The sequence below is a fragment of the Bradyrhizobium glycinis genome, from assembly GCF_016031655.1.
Taxonomy (GTDB): domain Bacteria; phylum Pseudomonadota; class Alphaproteobacteria; order Rhizobiales; family Xanthobacteraceae; genus Bradyrhizobium; species Bradyrhizobium glycinis.
Window position 1 is genome coordinate 95,457 of sequence record NZ_JACCHQ010000018.1, and the last position, 16,928, is coordinate 112,384.

General features: G+C 58.4%; 16 protein-coding genes. 6 read left to right on the plus strand and 10 right to left on the minus strand.

Annotated elements, in window-relative coordinates; all coding sequences use genetic code 11:
* Positions 1 to 9: 9 nt before the first annotated feature.
* Genes HZZ16_RS24050 through HZZ16_RS24090 form a run of 9 tightly spaced genes read right to left on the minus strand, consistent with a single transcriptional unit; the run spans position 10 to position 6,625 of the window.
* Positions 10 to 285, minus strand: coding sequence for an EscS/YscS/HrcS family type III secretion system export apparatus protein (locus tag HZZ16_RS24050; RefSeq protein ID WP_197952354.1), 276 nt, complete (start codon positions 283 to 285; stop codon positions 10 to 12).
* A 2-nt stretch (positions 286 to 287) separates the two neighbouring features.
* Positions 288 to 953, minus strand: a complete 666-nt coding sequence (gene sctR / locus HZZ16_RS24055) for a type III secretion system export apparatus subunit SctR (RefSeq protein WP_197952355.1) — start codon at positions 951 to 953, stop codon at positions 288 to 290.
* A complete protein-coding gene (gene sctQ / locus HZZ16_RS24060) occupies positions 946 to 2,064 on the minus strand; it encodes a type III secretion system cytoplasmic ring protein SctQ (protein ID WP_197952356.1) in 1,119 nt (372 codons plus the stop codon). Before sctQ ends, sctR begins: the two co-directional genes overlap by 8 nt.
* A complete protein-coding gene (locus tag HZZ16_RS24065; protein WP_197952357.1) occupies positions 2,061 to 2,591 on the minus strand; it encodes a hypothetical protein in 531 nt (176 codons plus the stop codon). The genes sctQ and HZZ16_RS24065 overlap by 4 nt, the downstream gene beginning before the upstream one ends.
* Positions 2,567 to 3,922, minus strand: a complete 1,356-nt coding sequence (sctN, locus tag HZZ16_RS24070; protein WP_311974233.1) for a type III secretion system ATPase SctN — start codon at positions 3,920 to 3,922, stop codon at positions 2,567 to 2,569. The genes HZZ16_RS24065 and sctN overlap by 25 nt, the downstream gene beginning before the upstream one ends.
* Positions 3,919 to 4,542 carry a type III secretion system stator protein SctL gene (sctL, locus tag HZZ16_RS24075; protein WP_197952358.1) on the minus strand — a complete coding sequence of 208 codons (624 nt, stop codon included), beginning with the start codon at positions 4,540 to 4,542 and terminating at the stop codon, positions 3,919 to 3,921. Before sctL ends, sctN begins: the two co-directional genes overlap by 4 nt.
* Entirely contained in the window at positions 4,539 to 5,171 is a 633-nt protein-coding gene (locus HZZ16_RS24080) for a nodulation protein NolU (RefSeq protein WP_197952359.1), read from the minus strand. Before HZZ16_RS24080 ends, sctL begins: the two co-directional genes overlap by 4 nt.
* A gap of 11 nt (positions 5,172 to 5,182) precedes the next feature.
* The gene (gene sctJ / locus HZZ16_RS24085; protein WP_311974234.1) at positions 5,183 to 6,037 is read right to left on the minus strand and encodes a type III secretion system inner membrane ring lipoprotein SctJ; all 855 of its coding nucleotides are present in this window, start codon (positions 6,035 to 6,037) and stop codon (positions 5,183 to 5,185) included.
* Positions 6,038 to 6,055: 18 nt separating this feature from the next.
* The gene (locus HZZ16_RS24090; RefSeq protein ID WP_311974235.1) at positions 6,056 to 6,625 is read right to left on the minus strand and encodes a nodulation protein NolB; all 570 of its coding nucleotides are present in this window, start codon (positions 6,623 to 6,625) and stop codon (positions 6,056 to 6,058) included.
* A 137-nt stretch (positions 6,626 to 6,762) separates the two neighbouring features.
* Between HZZ16_RS24090 and HZZ16_RS24095 the strand changes: the two genes are divergently transcribed.
* Positions 6,763 to 7,446: a secretin N-terminal domain-containing protein gene (locus HZZ16_RS24095; RefSeq protein WP_246510386.1), complete on the plus strand. Its 684-nt coding sequence runs from the start codon at positions 6,763 to 6,765 to the stop codon at positions 7,444 to 7,446.
* A 2,440-nt stretch (positions 7,447 to 9,886) separates the two neighbouring features.
* Here HZZ16_RS24095 and HZZ16_RS24100 read toward each other — a convergent pair.
* Positions 9,887 to 11,371: a DUF1521 domain-containing protein gene (locus HZZ16_RS24100; RefSeq protein WP_197952362.1), complete on the minus strand. Its 1,485-nt coding sequence runs from the start codon at positions 11,369 to 11,371 to the stop codon at positions 9,887 to 9,889.
* A gap of 719 nt (positions 11,372 to 12,090) precedes the next feature.
* Between HZZ16_RS24100 and HZZ16_RS24105 the strand changes: the two genes are divergently transcribed.
* From HZZ16_RS24105 to sctV, 5 genes are all read left to right on the plus strand, one after another.
* Positions 12,091 to 12,399, plus strand: coding sequence for a hypothetical protein (locus HZZ16_RS24105; protein WP_197952363.1), 309 nt, complete (start codon positions 12,091 to 12,093; stop codon positions 12,397 to 12,399).
* Positions 12,400 to 12,752: 353 nt separating this feature from the next.
* Entirely contained in the window at positions 12,753 to 13,646 is an 894-nt protein-coding gene (locus tag HZZ16_RS24110; RefSeq protein ID WP_197952364.1) for a SctD/MshK family protein, read from the plus strand.
* Between the two features lie 33 nt (positions 13,647 to 13,679).
* Positions 13,680 to 14,213 carry a hypothetical protein gene (locus HZZ16_RS24115; protein ID WP_197952365.1) on the plus strand — a complete coding sequence of 178 codons (534 nt, stop codon included), beginning with the start codon at positions 13,680 to 13,682 and terminating at the stop codon, positions 14,211 to 14,213.
* Positions 14,214 to 14,216: 3 nt separating this feature from the next.
* On the plus strand, positions 14,217 to 14,645 hold the full coding sequence (locus HZZ16_RS24120) for a tetratricopeptide repeat protein (protein ID WP_197952366.1): 429 nt from the start codon (positions 14,217 to 14,219) through the stop codon (positions 14,643 to 14,645).
* Between the two features lie 9 nt (positions 14,646 to 14,654).
* Positions 14,655 to 16,772, plus strand: coding sequence for a type III secretion system export apparatus subunit SctV (gene sctV / locus HZZ16_RS24125; protein ID WP_197952367.1), 2,118 nt, complete (start codon positions 14,655 to 14,657; stop codon positions 16,770 to 16,772).
* Positions 16,773 to 16,928 lie beyond the last annotated feature (156 nt).

The window sequence follows — 16,928 nt, forward strand, 5'->3', positions numbered from 1 at the left end:
AAGCTCCGGCTAATATCTCGCGGTGAGTGCAGGAAACTCGCTGAAGATGCGCTCAGCTTGTTCGATGAGTGGCGCGCTGAGCACGGGAGAAAACCCGGCGAGAACGGCGACGACGACCAGCAGCTTGACGGTCAACGGCAAGGTCTGATCCTGGAGCTGGGTTGCCGCCTGGATGAGGCCAACGATCAATCCTGAGATGAGAGCTGCGAGCAGCGGCGGCAGAACCCAGAGCATGAAAAGAACAAGCGATTGACTCAAGTGCGTGAGGATGCTGGCTTCGTTCATCGTTAACCTCCCGGTGTCGTGTAGCTTAACACCAGCCCGTGCATGAGGCGTGACCAGCCGTCGATAGTGACGAATAGAAAAAGCTTGAACGGCACAGATATGACCGTCGGTGAGACCATCGACATGCCCATGGCCATCAAAATCGTCGTGACGATCAGATCGATGGTGATAAAGGGAAGATAAAGAAGAAAGCCGATTTCGAAGCCACGCTTGAGCTCGGCAATCAGGAACGATGGCACAAGAATCACAAGATCATCTGCCGTGGCGCTGCCGCGCATCTCCTCCGACCAGACATGCTCAGTGGACGATAGGAAGAATCGTCGCTGCTCTTCATTGGTGAACCTCTTGAGATGGGCCCGCAACGGTTCCTGCCCCTCTTTGGCGGCTGTCATCCAGTCTTCAAAGGTTTGGTAGCGAAGTTGAGGTTCGGTAAGGCGGTTGTAGGTCTGCTCAAAGACCGGAGCACTGATGAAAACGGTCAGTATCAGTGCCGCTCCGTAAAGGACGATGTTCGGCGGTATCGATTGGGTCCCCAGAGCATTGCGCACGAGGAAGAGAACAACCGAAACCTTGATGAAGGCGGTGGTTGTGACGACTGCAAAGGCCAACAGGCCAAGGCCGACAGTTATCGCAAGAAGCGCAAGGATGCTGGGCTGAACCTCAGTCATTAAGCGCCAACCTACCGCGCAACCTGACAGCCAGTTCTTCCCCGATCTGCACGATGTCGCCGCGACCGATACGTTGGCCGTTAGCAAGGATATCGATCGGGCCGTCAAGCGGCCGGCCAATTTCGAACACGTGGCCTTCGTTGATGGTTCGCAAGGTCCCCAAAGACATCGGCCAGCGGCCACATTCGAATACGAGTGTGATCTCAAGACTATCGATATCGGCCTCTGAGGGGGGCTGCTGCGTCGGGCTTTGTGTCATCACATCTTCACTTTTCAGAGGGTGGGATCCCAAGCGGAATGGTCCCCGCAACACCAGGCGGTCGCTGCCAATCTCTGCAGGGGCCCACAGCTGGTCTGCAGTGAGAATGATCTGGCCTCGCGCGAGGGGAATTGTGTCGGGGAGCAGAGCGTCGCCTTGCCGTGCTTGGCGAACAACGCCGATCGAGACACGGAGCGAACCAATATGGCCTGCAACGATGACCCGGAGTTCGGAGGACAGCCTGGGTGTCTGCCGGGGCAATCGGGCAAGCAGCTCGCCTAGGGTGCGGAACGCCGGCGGAACCGGACCGTCAAGAGACGAGAATAGAAGCAGGCGAGCCTTGCTAGCGAGCTGACCACAGACGACGTCGAATTCGAGATAAGGTCTCGCGCTCGGCGTTTCATCAGCGCGAACAAGCCGCAGAGTCAGTTGGGTCGTACTCTCCAGTGCAGAAAGCAAGGGCTCGAGCGCAAGTTCCAGGATCAGCGAACGCGCCGGCTCAGAAGGTAGGGTCAGCCCATCCTGCACAGTCTCAATCAGTGCTGCCACAAGCGGACCCGGCAAGGACATGACAACGTTCTCTCCGTCTACTTCAAAGACGCAGCTAAGCATCGACGACGACGCCGCCTCCGCCTCCCAGACAAGCCGGCTTACACCAACTGACAGCGGCTTCTCGCCGAGGCGGCTTTGCAGAGGTGTGCGCAAAGCCGCAATCTCATTGAGCCACGAGGCCACCTCATGAGATATGGTCAGCGCTGGTTTAAAGGGTGCGGCCCCACCCGATCTGTGTGTCGCAGGCGCCACCTCCACATTGCAGTCCTTAGGCTCTAGCACACGAAGATCAGCCATCATGTCGGCTCGCCTCCCATTTGCCCAGGTCGGCCGCGACGGAGCAGGACCTCGTCATCGGCTTCGATTTCGACCACAGCCTCGAAATGCGCATCTGTGATACGCCGAACGTCGCGCTCGATCTCGTGCCATTTCTGACTCGCGGCCGAACGTTTGGTCCAAAGGGTGCGCGCCTCAACAGCCGCAGCCTCGGCCTGCCGATGAGCAGCACGAGCCTCCTCAAGGCTCCGCTGCGCCGCTGCGATCTCGTCTGTGAGCCGGCCGATGATGAGATGATGGCGACGCTCCAGTTCGGAGACTGAAATTGCATCAGCCGCTAACATCTCCCCATAGAGCTCCGCTTCGACCCTTGCGCGTCGTTCTTCGGCGTTTGCAAGATGCTCGCGAGCTATTTCGACGGCTTGAACGGCAATGCGGCGCTTGGCTTCCATGTTGGACACCTCACGGAGGGCGCTCCGCTCCCGCATCTCCTTGACGAGCCGCAATTTCGACGCGTGCAGGGGATTCAGGCGGTCAGACGTGATATCCACGCGATGGTCTCCTCAAAACTGCATGCCTCGTCCTGACCCTGGCGCAAAAATGCTCGCAGATCCTCGATCGAGGCAATCGCCCGATCAGTTAGCGGATCAGAACCTTGCTTGTATTCGCCTACCTTGATCAAGAACTCGGCTTCAGCGTAGCGCGAGAGCAGATCACGAAACAAGGATGCCGCTTTGCGATGCGGCCCGGATACGATTGCATCCATCACGCGGCTTCGGCTCGACAGCACATCGATAGCCGGAAAATGCTCTCGAGAGGCCAGCGCGCGCGAAAGTATAATATGGCCATCGAGAATGCCGCGTGATTCTTCGGCTATTGGATCGCCCGTGCCGTCACCTTCGACAAGCACTGTATAGAAGGCCGTAATGGAGCCATGCTCACCCATGCCGGCGCGCTCCAACAAGCCTGGCAACAGTGCAAACACGGACGGTGGAAAGCCACGCCGGGTAGGCGGTTCTCCTGCGGCAAGGCCGATCTCACGCATAGCGCGACTAAAGCGCGTCAAAGAATCCATCATCAAAACGACGCGCAGTCCCTGGTCACGGAAATATTCGGCGAGTGCCGTTGCCATATAGGCGCATTGAGCCCGCTCCATCGCCGAACGGTCGGATGTCTCGACCACGACCACGGAACGACGGAGGGCCTCGCCAAGATGACGTTCTATGAACTCACGCACCTCCCGTCCACGTTCGCCGATCAACGCGACGACTGTCACGTCGGCGGACGCCCCTTTTACGATCTGCGACATCAGCGTCGACTTGCCGCAACCGGCATCACCATAGATTCCAATGCGCTGACCTTCTCCACACGTCAGAAGGCCATCCAGGACGCGCACGCCGAGCGGAAAGGGCTGCTCAATGCTGCGCCGCTTCATTGGATTGGGCGCCTTGCCGCGCAACGGGCGGGCTTCGTCAGCCTTTATGGGACCTTTGCCATCGAGTGGGCGCCCAAAGCTGTCGACCACTCGACCGAGCAAATCGGGACCGACTGCCACTTCCTGCATCCGTCCGGTTGTGACAACTTCAGCACGGTTAGACAGCCCGACCATGTCACCGATCGGCGTGAGTAACACCCCATCGGGCAACAGGCCGATCACCTCGGCCTCGAGCGACCACCCGGTGCGGGGATCCTGCAGCAGGCATAGCTCTCCGACGCGGGCCTCCGGCAAGACAGCATGCAGCAGCGTGCCGATTGCCCGCGTAATCCGACCGCGGACGGCGCGCGTATCGATATGCTTCGCAGAAGATCTCAAGGATGAGAGCGCGGCCTGGACAGTTCCTTCTCCGGCCGCGGCTTCACGGGTTGTTTGTTGCGTGGTCACAATTCACCTGCCTGCGAAGACAAACCAAACCCGAGCCGTAGGGCGCGGAGCTGCGCGCCAAGTCCGAGATCGACATTGCCAAACTCGCTCCACAAGACGCACTGGTCCGCCGTCAGCGCCGGATCCGGCTCAATCCTGACCTTCGGCCGGCCTTCCAGCCCGTCACAGCCCCTGAACTCACTGGCCAGCAGATCGGCCCTCAGGGGGGACACGTGAAGGCAAACTTCCGTATTCTTGTATTTTTGCTCAATGGCGTGACGAACACCCCGCACCAGCATCTCGCCCGGATCAAACGCGCCAAGCAGATCGCGCACAATCTCAAAGACCAGCTGCGGCAATTCCCGCTGCAGAACAGCCTTTCGCTGCGCCAGCTCACAAGCAGCCTGCGCTATCAGTCGCGCCATCTCTTCTGCGCCTGCCTTTGCGCCCTCGACGCGGCCGCGCGCGCGTTCCCGCTCATAGGCCTGGCGTGCCCAACCGCGAACCCGCTGCAGATGCCGCTCGGCAGCAGCTCGTGCCTCTACGGCGTCGTGCCAGATCTTGAGCTCGGCTGCCGAGATCAAGGGCCCGAGAGGCCGAATCTGTGGTGGCACGGGGAATTCTGGGGGATCGGCTGTCATGCTCTGGCGGGCTCCGCTGCCAAATGAGCCATCACCAGGGAAAGAAGCGGGCCGGCCGCTCTACGATGTTCGGCAGCCGGATTCTCCGCGCTGGTCCCAATTGGCAGGCGTAGAAGCACGCGGATACGGTCAACTGATGATGCCTTTTCGAGCCAGGCGCCGAGACAAGCATGCCCGTCGCATTCGATCTGTCGCGACAACTCCTCAGGATCGAGAATGGGTGTGGTTGCGACCGCATCGGATAAATGCCGGATCCCGAAAGCGTGCGCTTCAGCGCCGATCATTTCGACTAATATCGATAGATCGTGCCGGGATACCAGCTTGAGGACCGAGCATGCATGCCAGATGCTGCCCGCGAGCAGCGCAGCCCGACGCGGATCATGCCCGAGCAGAGGGTCCTCGTTCCAAGCGGCGTCGCTCAGATCCACTTCGCTGCCAAGCAGCAGCTCGGCTAGCCTTGGCTGCAGCCTGGCACTGCGCTGTAGCCTATCCAATGTGGGAGGCGACAGCAGCGGATCAAGACGCGCAGCGAAACGGCTCGGATGGCTCGAGGCCACGAGCTCGCGCAGCCGATCGGCAGCCAGCATGAACGAACGATTGGGTTCGGTTGAGGATATCGATGTCGACATGAGCGTCCTGACTATGTCGCATCAGAAATCATCTTTTTGCCGGCAGCCTGCACCGCGGGGGCACTCGAACGTGTACCGAACATGGTCCATTTGCGCGATGATTGTCCGGACTGACGAAGACGGGCGCCCAGCAACACGTAACATACGATGCCGAGTGCGGCGCCGGCGCCCCCCACACCGAGTGCAAGCAAGGGCACTGAACCAGATTTGGCTGGATGAGCCGCAGCGGCCGCCGGCGCGGCCGACTGCTCGAGCGGCGCCCGCTCAACCGGCACGAAGACGACCGCGACCTTGTCGTAGGACAAACCTTCAATGCTGTTTGCGACAAGCATCTTAATTTGCGGTAGCAGCGCCGACAGTTTCGCGCTCGAGCCATGTCGGATGAAAACCGACGCAGAGGACGGGGTCGCATCTTGCCGCAGCAGATCGTTCTTCGGAAGAACGACATGGACACGAGCTGAAAGGACGCCGTCTATATCGCTGATTGTGCGCGACAATTCTTCGCTTAGAGCATAAACGTAACGGGCCCGCTCCTCGATCGGCGAGGCAACGAGGCCGGATCCTTTGAATACTTCGCCGAGATTCTTGAAGGATTGGCGCGGCAGCCCCTCGGTATTCAGCAGGTCAATCGAATAGGCGAGCTGCTTTTCCTCGACTTGGATTGTACTGGTTCCGTCCTTGGCGACAACACGAACGGCATCAACACCCTTACCAAGGAGAAGCGCAAGCATCTCATTAGCCTCGCGCTCCTGAATTTTAGTGTAGAGATCAGCCTTGCAGCCGATCAGCGGAAGGAGAAGGGGCAGAGCAAAACATATGCGAAGGCGCCGCCACGATTGACAGCCTCGGCCACCCGTCTGCTTCACGCCACTCACCAGCCTCACTCAGCCTGCCGAGAGCAGCTTGTTTAGCGACGAGCTGACAGCACTAGTACCCTTGGACACGAGCGAAACCTGAATGACGTCTCTATAGACGTCTCGCAGATTAACCATCATCGAATCGAAATCCGTCCCAACCGGCTTAACCGCCGCATGCCCGCCGACATCGTCAGACTGAAAGACCGGCTGGCTAGCCGGCCCAGGCTGCAGACGGGTCACAGCAGTCGGCACGCCTCCACCAGACGAAGGAACGGCATGGCTATGGTACATACCCGAAAGGGTATGAAGGACGCGCTCGCCCGGCGGATTTGCCAACGTGGTCGCGCGCTGAACCTCCATTAGCGGCGGAGCAACCACCGGCCTGTCCGCGACCCGGGCGGCGGCTCCTTCACTGGAAGCTGCTTGCGCAAGAGCCTGCTCAAAGCCCCCCTGCTCGCCAGTAGCCGCCGGCGAGCAGGCACTGGGAAGACAGTCGACTGAACTGGGAGAGATCGGCGTTGCGCCTAACAGCATGGAAGGAGTCATTGTTCTCGTGCGATGAGACCAGGCGTTTACCGATAAGCAGATCAAGTTCATAGATCAGCGAGCTGACGAAAAGCTGACGAAAATGCCGGTGATTGCGTCATCTAAAGCTCACGTTTGCCTTCCAAGTTCGAATGAAACTCCGGTCTATTCTGAGTGGAAGGCGCCTGGAAATGCTTGTGCGATCTAAGATGGTGCAAATCTTAAAGAAAGCTCTCTATGTGGGTGGGATCGTCTATCTCGGAATGATGCGCGCGTTTGGCGCCTCCCTTTCACTACCCTCGGCCCCTTATAGCTACACCGTTCTCGATCAGGATCTTTCTGCGGCTCTTCAGGAGTTCGGCAACAATCTCAACATCAGGGTCAATGTCAGCGCCGAGGTAAGGGGCAGGATCCGCGGACGAATGCCGGACCTTCCGCCGCGAGAGTTCCTCGAACGTTTGACAGCCCTCTACAATCTTCAATGGTACTACGACGGACTTGTCCTTTACGTCTCCGCTGCCCACGAGGCGCAAAGCCGGCTCATTGTGTTGAACCCGATCAGCTTCGGTGCGTTCAAGACCGCGCTCGATGCGCTCAACATCTCCGATGAGCGCTATATCGTGAAACCGGCTCCGGGAGAGGGCCTCGTCCTGGCTTCTGGCCCACCGCGCTTTGTTGCGTTGGTGGACCAGACCCTCAAAGGCCTTGTGGCGGAGGCGCAGGCCCGGCGGGATCCCGTCGCGGCCGAAAGGCCACAACGCGAGTCGGTTTTGATGTTGTTTCGCGGCTCCTCCAGCACGGTCATTCGGGACGGACGACCGGAAGGTCATTACTCTTCCGATACTCCGCACCAGGACAGCGTCGTGCGGGAAGCCGGTCCAGGCCGGAAATGATACCTGATGATGTGTATCCGAGCGATTTGGGCGAACCGGCCTTGGCTTGAATCCATCTGATCGTCAGCTTCTCGAAAGTAGGGTGCCCAGAACGAGCGCGCGACTTCTACACGGCCAGCTCATGGAGACAGCCCGCGGATGTATGCATTAGGCACGGATGCTCGATCGAAAGGTGGTTAGCGTCATCTTTGAAGCTAGTGCGAGCACTTAAAGGTCAATGCGAGCCTCCGCACACGTGCTTCGGAGCGAGCACGGTGCCTTTGCATAGCTCGAAGTGTTCCATCATTTGAAGGGAGGAATGAGGTGGATTTCAATGCACTCGGCTCGGCGGCTTCGAGCCCAGAGCCCGACATACCGCGAACGACCACGGACATCATCGACTTTGAGCGGCAGCTCAGCACACGCAGGCTAGTGCTCCGCCAGATGGAGCCCCTCCTCCAGTGCTGCAGGGCGAGACTTATTCCCCGTATGTGGACGCTGGGCATCCCTATTCTCCATATTTGGATGCCAGGAACTCCTATGCGCCATATCTGGATGCAGCGCACCTCTATTTACCAGACTTGGATTGGCAGGATGATCTGTATAGCCCCCCTGCGGCCGATGCCGAGCCACCGGCGGAAAACCTCCCGCAACATCTCTCGCAGCAAACCATCGCTCAGTCCATCGAGGAACATCCTGGTTTCGATCAAGATCTGATATGGCAGAATGTGGATGTCGGCCCGTCGCATTCCGAGCAACCACACGTGGGGGGACCGGAGGCGGAGCCATCGCGACCATCGTGCGTCGCCCCTTTGCGGGCTGAGCCGTCGCACGCCGGCCCCTCTCACGCCCCACAATTGCAAGCAGGACCACCTCAAGCTGGGCCTTCCGAAGCTGCACCGCCAGAACTTTCGGAGTTCCGTATGCTGAACGGACATCTCGCCAAGGATTACTGGGTGTTCACTGGTCAAACAGCCACAGGCGCTCAAATCGACATGCTGGAGCGCAGCGGAGTGAAGCCGAGCAAGCAGCACCGAACGCAGGGTTTCACTATGCTCGGGGTGCCTCACACAGCCGAGTGGAGAGAAGAGGGCTTCATTCGTCTCACACCATCGCTAGACCCAAGCCTTTGGCCACAAGATGCGGAGGAAGACGGACCCGCAGACCCAGAAGATCCGCCCATCTATTAGCGGCTGTAGCCGAGCCAAGATCAGACTGGGTGAAACAGCACTTCTGATTGGAGGCCGGTCGCATCCACGGCAACAGCCGCCAAGCTGGCCAGGCGGCCTTCAAACTCTTTAGCATCGCGCAAGCGGCGCTGGATTGATGTAACAGGATTTTCCCGAGACGGAACGTGATATTCGCTGACCAATGCTTGCGCACACAACCGCTCTGGTCGCTGGCAGATGCCCAGCCGATCTACTTTCCGCGCCTTGTGAGCACAGTCCCTTGTACATCAACAAGTGGCCTCAGAACTCATCGCGCACGAGATTCGATCTTCGTCAGCTTCTCGCAAGCTGCCCCCTGCTATTAGTAAGTAGGTCATCTCGCGGCGACGCCGCTATCTGGGTGTTACGACATGGACGCAGGCGCAACCGATATCGCAGCAACAAGGCCAGAGGTTGGCGGAGGCGCTGACACTGCAGCGAACGGCGGCGACCATTCGCCTGCAGCGCTATTGCAGCGAGCTTTCGAGAAGGCTCTCATTTCCGTTGCCACGCAAGTCATAAGCGACTCTCAGTCGGATATGGATGATGCCATGAGCGAGCTGGACGACGGGTGAGGCGGGAAGGAGATACTTGGGCGCGGTTATTAAAGCGAGCACGATTTAGGGAAGCGAGCGGGACTTAATACCTGCAGCAAGCAGACGTGCCTTCAGCGACCTCCAAATGCTCGCGAGCGGGTCCAACGATGGGTGTGCACCCGAATCTCTCGGCAAAGGCTGCTGCGACTTTTTGGTCTTCCGTAGGGGCAGACTTGCACAGCAAGGCCGAACCACCGGCAAGCTCCTCGGTTCCTGTCTCCAATGACGACGATAAGAGCGCTCTCAGCCCATTTTATGAACGATAGCACGTATAGCAGTGCAACATTTCCCTATCCGAGGATTGATCGCGCTCGCTAGGCTGTCTCTAGACCGATCCACGGCTGACCGCGAGCCTGTCCGCAAGAGAGATCCCGATAAACTTTCCTGAGCGCTAGCATCTTCGGCCTTGGGGCCCAGAGCCGGAGGCCTGTGCAACTCGTGCGCCTTCGCAACAGCATTGAGAGATGTTGCCGGTACTTGGTCCTGAGGTGAGGGCTTGTTGGCGCGGTTGGAGCCAGAGCTATCGGACTGGCGCCATCTCCGACGTGAACGGCGATCTGGATCCATAAGCCGCGTCTGTTCTCATGCTCGCTTGCTGAACATGAAAAGCGGGCGCTAGCGCCCGCTTCCACGATTTGTCCAAAGAGGATTCGCGCCTTACGCAACCCGCTGCAACATCATTTCCCGCATCAGAGTCTTGAAGTCCGGCGGCGCGTCCGGGTTCTCATTGTGGTCGATGACCGACTGCGTCACCCTGCGTCCAGAGTTGTCAACCCATCCCTGATTTCGCTCGTGGATTGTCTGAGCTCCATCAGACGTCAGTTGATCTAGGGTTCGGCCGGCATTGGATTGGGTCACCTTCAGATTGTTCTTTCCATCCTTGTCATCACCGAGTCCCTCGACAACAATCGCATTGTCGCCGTTGGTAATGGTCAGCTTTGAGGAAATGGTTTTGCCTTTCCCGAACTCGACCGTGTCCACGGTAATCTTTGTACCGTCGTCAAGCTCGAAGGTCATGCCGTTCTTGAAGTCGAAGTCATCCTTGCCGTCGCCATTCGCATCGACATGAGGATCGCCATGAACCTTTGTGACATGACCGGTCTGGTTGTTGCGAACAGTCCACGTGCCGTCCTTCTCATCGGCCGTGATCGTATACTTATCACCGAGGTTAATCGTCGCCTTGCCGTCTTTCACCTCATGCGACCAAACTGGCGCCGGCTGAGTCGACTGCGCGGGGGCCTGAGCGACCGCAACCGGCACCATTGCAAGAGGCGGCGGCGGAGGCGGAACGAAGAAGACGGGGTTCGCAGAGCCTGTCGACTGACTTGCATACTGGTAGTTGCCGGGGCCGCGTCCCTGTTCACCCGCATCGATACTCGCCTGATTTACCGCGCGTCCGGCGCCATCGGCCCAGCCTTGCCCGCTCTCATGGATGGTCTGAGCACCATCGGCTGTCAACTCATCAAGGGTCATGCCGGCATTGGACTGCGTCACCCTCAGGTTGTTCTTGCCATCCTTATCGTCGCCGAGCCCCTCCACAACCATCGCGTTGTGGCCGTTCGTAATGGTAAGCCTTGAGGAGATGGCCTCACCATTGCCGTAGTCGACGTTATTGACGGTAATTTTCGTGCCATCGTCGAGCTGAAACGTCATATCCTTCTTGAAGTCGAAGTCGTCCTTGCCGTCGCCGTCGGCATCGACGTGGGGGTCGCCATGGATCTTCGTGACGTGGCCGGTCTGGTTGTTTCGGATTGTCCAGGTGCCATCCTTCTCGTCGGCCGTAATCGTATACTTGTCGCCGAGATTGATCGTGGCCTTGCCATCCTTGACTTCATGCGTCCACACCGGATCCACAGCAGGTTCAGAGCTTTGACTCGTCTGCCCCACCAGCATAGTGGGAGGAGGAGGCGCCATCATGTACGCCTGGGTAGTAACAACTGCTGGAGCCACGGCGACGGGAACGACACCTGTGAGGACCGGGGTTGGCGAAGCTACCGGCAGGTACTGATAGCCCACCGGGGCATATTGCCCTAACAAGGCGTTGAAAGTAGGAGCGACAACCGCGCCTTCCGGCATCACTCCGTTCATCGTCGAATCGAGCGCGCCGACCACGGGAAGACCGGCGACGGGAAGATACGGCATTTAATTCACTCCTGTTGCATAGAAGAAGGCTGCAAACTGCAAGCGTTACACGCTAGTCAACTGAACACGCCCTTCAGACCTGTAAACGCGCCATTAGCCACCAAGCGCATTGCCAGGCACCTGCAGCCCTGATCAAGCCCCTTCATTCAACGCCGCAGTCCTGGCACAAGCACATCGCACGCGCATTCCACTCCTGAAACGCTACCCGCAATACCTGTCGAAAAGCTGACGGCAATACACTCCCCGACGTCGCACTTACTGCGATGGCATTGACCAAGTGCTGCAGCGATTCACCGATGCAGATGCGATCTGTAGGCGTACAGGCGACCACCCTACTAGCTTCCGCAGCATCAGGGATACCGCCAAAGCGTGCTTCAGTTCGACAGCAAAGCTGGGCCTGGATGGGCCAACCAGCCACCACAACACGACCTCCTTATCGACCAGTTGCTACACGCGACCGAAGTGACGCCGCTGGTTTGGCGAGAAAACAGCATTCGCGCGACCCCGCAGTCATGCACCGGAACGCTATTCTTTTCGACGCGCGGACCATAAGGGCTAGTGGGCGACGGATATTTCGAGCAAGCGGTAGACTGCGGCAACAGTCTCCTCGAACGTTCGCCTCGTCAGCTTCTGGAAAGGTAGCGCTCCTAGCATGAGCACGCTGAACTCTAGGCGAGGAGTCGTCTATTGAGCGTAACAGACGAGCATAGGAGAAACCGATGATCGGAGAAATGATCGGAAGCGCAGCCGGCGGATGGCTCGGCGGCCCCGCAGGAGCGGCGATTGGTTCCGCTCTGGGCGGGACCGTCGACAAGGCCTTCGGAAAGATCGTCCATAATCTGGAGGCAGAGAAGAGTGATACTGACAAGGCCGCCGACACCAAATATGCCGACGAAAAATGCAGCGCGGAGACCAAGCCAGACCCTCTCTGCAAGCACCCGGAGCTGAACCTCAGCTTCAGCACGCTTGGAGGCGAACCATTGTTTCTTTCGATTCCAGCTATCGTTTCGCCGGCCCGCGCGACGTAACAGGCGATAAAGCAGCAAGATACAACGAAGAAAGGTGAATCGAGATGGCAGTTAACAATGTTGGCTCTAACGCTGGTGCAGTTGGCACCCAGCAGACCGGGGATGCAGGGTTCCAGAATCAGTTGGCCGAATTCGAGGCTGTTAGCCGGAAGGTTCAGTCCCAGGCCATAACGATGCGCAGAATCACGACCGAGCTCTCGTCCGAGAAGAAGGTCGCCGACGAGCGCGTCCAGTAATTCTGCAATACGAGTGGCTCACCGCATCGCTTGTCATGGCCGCGATGTGAATGACGAACTCTGAATGAGCCGTACGGCACTGCCGTACGGCTTCTCTCGTTATTCAGGAGATTGTCCGTGAACCAATCGATTTCCCTCGACTTTGAGGTGCTGTCGGGACTCTATACCGGGCTGAGGGGCAAGGCGCCGGTCGGAGACAGTCTTATCGGCAGCGGCCTCGATGCTGATATAATCTTCGTGGAGCAAGGGCTCGAACCGCATCACCTTCGTATCATTCCACAGCGCGAATCAATCGAATTGGAGGCACTTGCTGCTGGCATCAGCGTCGACGGCCACGAGTCTATGACTGCAGGCGAGCGCGTCAGTTTAGCTCTTCCTACGATCGTTCATGTCGGCGCGATGTCTATTCGCTGGTCTACTCAGGATCTCCCGCAAGCTAGTTCCGGCAATCGCTCACGAGGCTCAATCGTGGCACTCAGTTTCCTTTTGCTCAGCTCTGTCGCGATCGGCACCGCCTCAACGGTCTTCGCCCCTACCGACAGCGCAGTGGCGCTGAGTAATGATTCGGTGCCGGCAATCGAGGGCGCCGGCAAACCGGCCCTCAATCATCATGACTCGAGCGCAGCTGATGGAATCGCCGAATTGCTGCGGCAAGAGCTCGAACGACGGGGCTTACTTGATGTTAAAGTCGCTTCCGGCCCTGGTGTTGTGACCGCGGAAGGCACCATCACACCTAACCTTGTTGTCAAATGGCAAGAGATTCAGCAATGGTTCGATCGTCAAACCAACGGCACTCCTAGCCTTGTGAATGCGGTAACGGTCAACAAGGAGAAGACGCCGTCTTCAATTGCTGTCCAAGCTGTTTGGCGTGGAAGCGAACCCTATCTGCTTATCGGCGGGCAGAAGTATTTTGTCGGTGCGCTATTAAACAATGGGTGGACGGTCGATCGAATTGAGGATGGACGAGTTCTACTCAGCCGCAATGGCCAATTTGCTGCTTTGCCGTACTAGAGCCTCTACCCTGCAAGAAAGAAGGAGAAGTCGATGGCTAGGCTGCCCCAGCACGCGGTAGGGCCCGGCACCTCATCGCAGGGATTAGACGTGGGCCACAACGCAACAGCTATCGGCTCGCCCTCCTCGCAAGTCGATATGGAAATCGGCCTTGCTCATGCAAATGGGGGCACGAAACGGGCGTCGTGGCGAGACGCGCCCGCGCAGAATCTGCCAATTGAAGGCGCGAGCGAAGCCGCTCTCGAGGTCAATTCCATAGACGCTGTCTCGGGCGTTGCTCTGTTCGAGATGGGTGCCGGGGCAAATGAAATCGACCCACGAGCAGTACTGGCTTCGCTTTACGGATCCAATCTCTCGCACGGACTACTCGCGTTCGTCATCCCACGTCTTCGTCATCCGGACGTGCTGCGCGCGGACAAGCATGGTGTTCTTCTGGAACGCTTAACCCAGACGTTGGAGACGACGCCAGACGACAAGACAGCCCGTGAGTGTCTGGCAATCCTGCAGCAGGAGCTGCGTCGACTCCTTCTGCTTCGGCAAAACCAAAACAGCATAATCAAGGGCTAAGTCATGGTCGACGCTAAGGGATTGCAGCATGTCCCCGCCACGCTGTCGCCGGACGCTACCAAATCGGGCGATATCTTGTCGATCTCAGGACCCGAGCGCGACCTGCTCTGCGCCCTCTCCTATGTCCACCTCGCGTGCGGGCAGAGTGCACAGAGTCTGGCTCTGCTGAGAATCGCAGCGCGCGAGCATTCCCACGACGTCGACCTGCTCCGCATCCTGGCCTACACTCTTATCGCGGAGGGCCTTGGCGATGAAGCGCTTGATGTGCTGGATCGACTGGACGCCCTCGACGTGCACCCGTCCTCGCGCGTACCTATGACGCTCTTGCGTAGTCACGCATTGCGGCACGCCGGCCGCATGGCCGAGGCTCGCGATGTTTTCCAGCGCTATGTGTCATTGCGCGCGAGTACAGCCTTCATCAAACAGCAATAGGGAACTTTCATGGCCAACGCTTTGCGTAACTTGGTCGTGCGCGCGCCGGCCCACCCGGACTTCATGGTCGCCTTGATGCTGCTTCTGGCGATCGGCATGATGATAATGCCGATCCCGATCATTGTCATCGACATGCTGATCGGCTTCAATCTCGGGTTTGCTATATTGCTGCTGATGGTTGCCCTTTATCTCAGCACGCCGCTCGATTTTTCGTCCTTGCCAGGCGTCATCCTGATCTCGACGGTATTTCGTCTGGCGCTGACTATTGCAACAACGCGATTGATTCTTGCTGAGGGCGACGCCGGCAGCATCATCCACACCTTCGGCGATTTTGTCATATCGGGGAATATCGCCGTCGGAATTGTCATATTCCTGATCGTGACCATGGTTCAGTTCATGGTTCTCGCCAAAGGTGCCGAGCGGGTCGCAGAGGTGTCGGCCCGTTTCACACTCGACGCGCTGCCGGGCAAGCAGATGGCAATAGACGCGGAATTGCGCAACAACCATATCGATCAACACGAAGCACGTCGCCGGCGCGCCGCGCTGGAGCAAGAGAGCCAACTTCATGGCGCCATGGATGGCGCGATGAAGTTCGTGAAGGGCGACGCGATCGCCGGACTGATCGTCATTTGCATTAATATGCTGGGCGGCATCAGCATCGGCCTGCTTTCTAAGGGTATGTCGCTCGATGAAGCGCTGCATCAATACACCCTCCTCACGATAGGTGATGCACTCATTTCACAGATACCTGCGTTACTGCTGTCAATTACGGCCGCAACCATCGTCACGCGTGTGAACGGGCCTTCCAAGCTCAAGCTGGGCGCCGATATCGTTCACCAACTTACAGCGAGCACACAGGCGCTTAGGTTGGCCGCCTGCGTTTTGGTATTCATGGGACTAGTTCCAGGCTTCCCTTTGCCGCCTTTCGTCGTCCTGGCTGTTCTTTTTGCGGCGGCAAGCTATGTCAAGGTCGGCACGAAAGCTGACAAGACTACCGTCAAGAGAGGCGCTGACCACGTTGCTTCCGCGCCGGCTCCTGCGCCGGCTCAGAAGCAAGCCGTGCATGCGGAAGCACTTCCGATCGCTCTATTTCTCGCACCGGACCTGACGCATTCGATCGACAAAGACGAGTTGGAACAGTGCATTGCGCGTGTTTCTACACTGGTATCGGCGGATCTTGGCATCACCGTTCCACGCATCCCGGCCCAGATCGGCCAGAACTTGTCCAGGTCGCAATTCAGGGTTGATGTCGACAGTGTGCCAGTTGAACGTGATGTGATCGATCCCACGCAACTGGCGCTCAATGACGATTTGGCGAATATCGAACTGAGCGGCATCCCTTTTCGGCAAGATCCGGAGACGAATCGGGTCTGGATTGAAGAACGGCATGCAGCCGCTCTCAAAGCGGCCGGAATAGGATATCACCGGCCGAGCGAGATTCTGGCCTTGCGTCTCCATTCCACCCTGACACGCTATGCACAGCGCCTGGTCGGCATCCAGGAAACCCGCCAATTGCTCGCCCGGATGGAGCAGGAATACCCGGACCTGGTGAAGGAGGTTCTGCGTACGGCCACCGTCCCTCGGATCGCCGAGGTCCTGCGGCGTCTGCTCGATGAGGGCATTCCCATCCGCAACACCCGCTTGCTCCTGGAGGCGCTGGCAGAGTGGAGCGAACGCGAGCAAAACGCCGTCCTGCTGACTGAATATGTTCGTGCTACTCTGAAGCGACAGATCTGCTTCCGCTACGCTAACGCGCATCGTGTTGTCGCCGCCTTTATCATCGAGCGCGAGAGCGAAGACATTGTGCGCGGCGCGGTGCGCGAAACTGCTGTCGGCCCATACCTGGTTTTAGATGAATGGCAGAGCGAGAAGCTGCTTGCACAGTTCCGTCACATCCACTCGACCATCGCGCAAAGCAAGAGCCAGCCTGTCATTCTTGGATCGATGGACATCCGACGTTTCGTGCGTGGCTTTCTCACCCGCAACGGAATCGACCTACCTGTTCTATCCTATCAAGACCTCGCTGCCGATTTTACGGTTCAACCGATTGGGTCCATTAAGCTTCCAGCTTCGAAGGACAGGGTCCCTGCACCGGAACGGGGCGGCCTCCTTCCCGCTGCGAGTTAGCAGTGTACACGCTCGCCATGAGATAGTCTATGAACTCAAATGAGATCCGGGGCCGAAGGTGCTTGTGCTCCATTCTTCCAAGGGCCTGGCCAGCTCTACTCGCACTCCTCGCCGTGGTGCCGCTCGCGGGCTGTGCTAGCTCGAATAGATCGGGTG

Coding starts and splice junctions, on each gene's coding strand:
- HZZ16_RS24050 (WP_197952354.1), bottom strand. CDS start 285: ATGAACGAAGCCAGCATCCTCACGCACTTGAGTCAATCGCTTGTTCTT.
- sctR (WP_197952355.1), bottom strand. CDS start 953: ATGACTGAGGTTCAGCCCAGCATCCTTGCGCTTCTTGCGATAACTGTC.
- sctQ (WP_197952356.1), bottom strand. CDS start 2,064: ATGATGGCTGATCTTCGTGTGCTAGAGCCTAAGGACTGCAATGTGGAG.
- sctL (WP_197952358.1), bottom strand. CDS start 4,542: ATGACAGCCGATCCCCCAGAATTCCCCGTGCCACCACAGATTCGGCCT.
- HZZ16_RS24080 (WP_197952359.1), bottom strand. CDS start 5,171: ATGTCGACATCGATATCCTCAACCGAACCCAATCGTTCGTTCATGCTG.
- HZZ16_RS24090 (WP_311974235.1), bottom strand. CDS start 6,625: ATGAACTTGATCTGCTTATCGGTAAACGCCTGGTCTCATCGCACGAGA.
- HZZ16_RS24095 (WP_246510386.1), top strand. CDS start 6,763: ATGGTGCAAATCTTAAAGAAAGCTCTCTATGTGGGTGGGATCGTCTAT.
- HZZ16_RS24100 (WP_197952362.1), bottom strand. CDS start 11,371: ATGCCGTATCTTCCCGTCGCCGGTCTTCCCGTGGTCGGCGCGCTCGAT.
- HZZ16_RS24105 (WP_197952363.1), top strand. CDS start 12,091: ATGATCGGAGAAATGATCGGAAGCGCAGCCGGCGGATGGCTCGGCGGC.
- HZZ16_RS24115 (WP_197952365.1), top strand. CDS start 13,680: ATGGCTAGGCTGCCCCAGCACGCGGTAGGGCCCGGCACCTCATCGCAG.
- HZZ16_RS24120 (WP_197952366.1), top strand. CDS start 14,217: ATGGTCGACGCTAAGGGATTGCAGCATGTCCCCGCCACGCTGTCGCCG.
- sctV (WP_197952367.1), top strand. CDS start 14,655: ATGGCCAACGCTTTGCGTAACTTGGTCGTGCGCGCGCCGGCCCACCCG.